General features: G+C 67.8%; 2 protein-coding genes. One reads left to right on the forward strand and one right to left on the reverse strand.

The window, feature by feature from the left end; genetic code table 11:
• Positions 1 to 171: 171 nt before the first annotated feature.
• The gene (locus tag AC08OU_RS07495; RefSeq protein WP_476601340.1) at positions 172 to 1,308 is read left to right on the forward strand and encodes an acyl-CoA desaturase; all 1,137 of its coding nucleotides are present in this window, start codon (positions 172 to 174) and stop codon (positions 1,306 to 1,308) included.
• 342 nt (positions 1,309 to 1,650) lie between these two features.
• On the opposite strand, the gene AC08OU_RS07500 is transcribed toward AC08OU_RS07495, so the two are convergent.
• The gene (locus tag AC08OU_RS07500) at positions 1,651 to 1,977 is read right to left on the reverse strand and encodes an FDXHR family putative zinc-binding protein (protein WP_476601339.1); all 327 of its coding nucleotides are present in this window, start codon (positions 1,975 to 1,977) and stop codon (positions 1,651 to 1,653) included.
• Between the last annotated feature and the right edge of the window lie 1,448 nt (positions 1,978 to 3,425).

Raw genomic sequence — 3,425 nt, forward strand, 5'->3', positions numbered from 1 at the left:
CAGCAGGCCACGCCGAACCAACATTACGCACAGTTACCAAACTGGCTGGGGTCTCACGCCCACCCCGGTTAACTTCGAAGACCCGCCATCGTCGCCTCTGCCGCTGCATCTGGCAGCACCGAGGCCATTATCATAAAATCTACCGCCACCGCGTCCGGTACGGTTGCCGGTATGGCTACCGCGTCCGGTACGGCCAAATCCATCCCCACGACGACCGCCCTCGGTTCCGCCGCCCTCGGTTCGGGCACCCTCGGTTCCGCTGCGGCGTGCGTTGCCGCACCCCGGCCCGGTGACTACGACGGGTGTCCGCCGGGCCGGCCCGGCCCCGCCCCGACCCTGCCGTCGGGGCCGCCGCTCCCGGCCAGGGCCGCCAGGCCGAGGCGATCGACCCGCCCCGACCTGGCGGACCAGCCGAAGACCCTCGGTGAGCAGGTCCTGCTCGCGTTCTTCATCGTCGTGCCCCTGCTTGCCCTGCTCGCCGCGGTCCCGCTGGCCTGGGGATGGGGGCTGGGCTGGCACGACCTGGTCATCGGCGCCGTCATGTACCTGATCACCGGATTCGGTGTCACCGTAGGCTACCACCGGCTGTTCACGCATGGTTCCTTCCGGACCGGCCGGCCGCTGCGGATAATCCTCGCCGTCGCCGGGAGCCTCGCCATCGAAATGGGGGTGACCGACTGGGTCGCGGCTCACCGGCGGCATCACAAATACTCCGACCAGGCGGCCGATCCGCATTCACCGTGGCGTTTCGGTCATCACGGCAGGGGCCTGGCGAAAGGGTTCCTACACGCCCATGTCGGATGGCTTTTCCACCCGGAACGGACCGCGCCGGAGAAGTTCTGCCCGGATCTGCTCGCCGATCGGGACATCGCGGCGATCTCGGCCCGGTTCCCCTGGCTCGTCGCCGCCTCGGTGCTGCTGCCGCCGCTGGTCGGTGGCCTGTGGAGCATGTCCTGGACCGGGGCGGCGACCGCGCTGTTCTGGGGGGCGCTGGTCCGTATCGCGCTGCTGCACCACGTCACCTTCTCCATCAACTCAATCTGCCACACGATCGGCACCCGACCGTTCGCGGCCCGGGACCGCTCCAGCAACGTGTGGTGGCTGGCCATACCCTCGCTGGGGGAGTCGTGGCACAACCTGCACCATGCCGACCCCACCAGCGCCCGCCACGGCGTCCTGCCCGGCCAGATCGATCCCAGCGCCGCACTCATCCGCCTGTTCGAGAAGCTCGGCTGGGTGCACGACGTGCGGTGGCCCACCGCCAAACGGATCGCCGCCCGCCGCGTGGACGCGGGCGCGGTCCTTTGAGAAACGACGCCGAACGTCGTAGCTTGATCGGAGAAAAACCGGCACGGGCTTTGAGGGGACGTAATGAAGTAACAAATACGTGATCGAGAGCATCATCGCAGGTCACAGGCCTGTGGAGGGTTCGAAACGCGCAAGTTATTTCATTTCGACTCCTGAGCGTGCCACCTCGGTCGAATCTTCACTGACGGGCACCCTTTACCCCGTCCGTCCACTACACCGTGACGGTGGCACGTCCCTACCACCATGCCTGGCGTCGTGCCTGCTGCGACCGGCTCGGCCATCCAGTCCCGGCCGCAGGCGGCAGGTGGGATCCGCCTACCGTCCGGTGAGGGGAGGGCTCGGTCAGCCGGCCATCCGTACCGCGCCGCCTCCTCCGCCGCCGCCGCCGGCGGGGCCGGCCGAACCGCCCCGCCGGTCGGAGACCCGCAGGATGCGGCCGGGCGGCTGTTCGTCTCCGCTGAGCCAGTATCCGCGATCGCGGCGCAACCCGGCCCGTTCCGGGGAAAGGCAGGTCCCCTTCACCCGATGCGCGTCGAAGCCGGTGGTGGTGCCGGCGAAGGTCTCGTGGCAGGACGGGCAGTGCGCCGCGGTCAGCGCCGTCCAGCGCACGTCGCAGCCGCCGCAGCTGAGCAGGATGGGGCGTTCGTACTCGTTGTCCCGCCCTGCCATGAAACCGCCTCTTCCCGCGAAGGTTCCGATCTCCCGTCGTCGGATTCTTGCCGCTCAACGTTTCCAACGTGGGCATTTCGGCTTTGTAGCTCTTCGGGCGCGTCGCGTCACCGGGCTGCCACCGGCCGCCGGAGGCGCCGCGGACCCTGGTGCTGCTACCGTGAGCACCGGTGCGGCGACCGTGAGAAGCGGTCCGGAGGGGCGTGAACTGTCGGACCCGCCGGTGAGAATCGACCAGTGACGTCGGCATCCCCGTCCTACCCGGAGTCGGGCCGGCTCGCCCGGCTGCGGGCCGCCGGGATCCGCTGGCCGGGGCCGGCCAGATCGCGCGGGTGCTCGCCGAGATCGAGGCGTTGCTGGCACCCCGCTGGGTCTGGTGGTCGGCGCGGTCCGCGGCGCGCGTGCCGCTCGCCGCCGGTATCCGGATCGGCGCCAGCTGGGATCTGGCCGCCGTCCACCGGATACTGCACGGCGGCCGCCGCCCAGGCCGGTCTGCACAACCTGCCCGCCCGGTCACCCGGAGCCTCTGGGTAGGCGCATCGGGTGGGGAGGGTATCCGGACGGTGGCCGAATTATGGGGAGCCAGTCACGGTTTGGGGACCGCAGACCGTGCCTAGGTCCCCCAAATTCGTCGGCTGACGGCTGGCCGACGGAGTCCAGCCATCGCTCGCACAATCGTCTACCGTCTCGTTTCAAGATAATCAACGGTGTTGACGACACTTCACATCCTATGATCAAAAACAAAAACCCCAAATAGCACCAGGGGAGTGGGGGCCAAACCCAGTTGATCATTGCCGGTGGCGAGGTTCGACGTGTGTGGTTCGACCGGCGGCATCCGGATGGGGGACATCGCTGGTTGGGGACACCGCCGGTCGAGATGTGTCACGTTCATCCGGGCCGGTCGATCAACTGCGGCTGAGCGGCACGGGGCCGAGGAGGGGAGACCCTGCGACCGGCTCTACTTGACATAATGCTCATTATCGGCGTTTTTGGTGGGGTGGGGGAGGGCCCGGCGTGAACCTGGCACGGAGCAGGCGGGCGCTCACCATGCGGGATGCCCGCCGAAGGTGTTTGCCCACCACCTGGATCACCATGGATCACCAGAGGTGCAGGGCAGCCCGCCGTGCCGTCTGACGGCATCAAGTTTCAGATTCTGGTTCTGGTGTGACCCTGTCATCTGGCAGGGTCACACACCGGTGTACCCGATCTATGCTGCCCTCACGAAAAGAAAGAAGAAGCGATATTAGCTTCCCGCACATGACAGCGGAAGGGAGGGTCGTCATGAAAAGACTGAGGCGCAACGCGGGGCTTCTGCTGGCCACAGCATTCGCCGTCTCCACGGCGAGTGCAGGCGTGCTGGGTGGCGTGTCTGGGCAACAGCAGGAGCACGTCAGCGGCCCGGGCCTCAGTCCGGTGCTGCGGGAACTCACCGCGCAGGATAAGGGGAC

It is taken from the genome of Frankia sp. CcMO1, assembly GCF_977945845.1.